The organism is Paenibacillus sp. sgz302148, from assembly GCF_056120465.1.
In genome coordinates, this window is sequence record NZ_JBVYOJ010000062.1 from 1 (window position 1) to 823 (window position 823).

Annotated in this window: 1 protein-coding gene; it reads right to left on the bottom strand. The window is 55.2% G+C overall.

The features are described from left to right. On the bottom strand, window positions 1-808 hold an 808-nt coding region (locus tag AC0LWM_RS32390), incomplete at its 3' end, for a condensation domain-containing protein (RefSeq protein ID WP_474679167.1). Window positions 809-823: the final 15 nt, after the last annotated feature.

An 823-nucleotide genomic window follows, 5' to 3' on the forward strand; every position in this document is an offset into this window, starting at 1 on the left:
CGTAATCGCTAGGCGTCGGCTGCGGTACCCTGCCGGTACAATGATCGAGTACGGCGTCCAGATGATGGGCGAACCTATGCAGCAATAGCGTGATCGTCTCTTCGTCGTATTCCTCCGAGCTGTAAGTCGTTTCCACTCTCAGCTCCCCACCAACAACCATGCAGTTAATGTCCAGCGCATATTCACTCTCAAATTTCCCACTCACTCCTTGTCCGGTCCCGTATTCGGACAGGGTTACCAGATCCGACGGAATATCGTTGTCGAACTGTCCCAAATAGTTGAAACTGATTTCCGGCCGCACCCGCAGGGTTAGACCTTCCTTTTGCCCTTCCTGCGTCAAATACTTCAGCACCCCGTACCCGAACCCGTTGTTTGGAATACGACGCATCGCTTCTTTCACGCCGATGATTTGTCCCGACAGATCGCCGCCGCTAGTCTCCAGTCGAACCGGATATTCCGCAGTGAACCACCCTACCGTTCGGGTAACGTCCGGAAAGTCCTCTTGCACCCCTTCCCGCCCGTGGCCTTCCAGGTTAATCAGCACCTCATCCTGGCCCGCCCATTCCCGGATGGTCATTCCGAGGACCGCTAACAGCAGCTCCTGCGGATTTGTGCGATACGCTTTATTTGCTTCCGTTAACAGTTTTAACGTCTGCCTAGATCCAATCACCGTTTCCGCTGTTCGGCTGTATTTCATTTGCCGTGCCGTTCCTGCCCGGTCCTTCGGTAGCTCTGCTGCGGCCTTTTCCGACAAAGCCCCCCAGTACTTCAGTTCTTTCAGCAGCTCGGGCGACTGGGCGTACTCCATCAATCGATCCGCCCA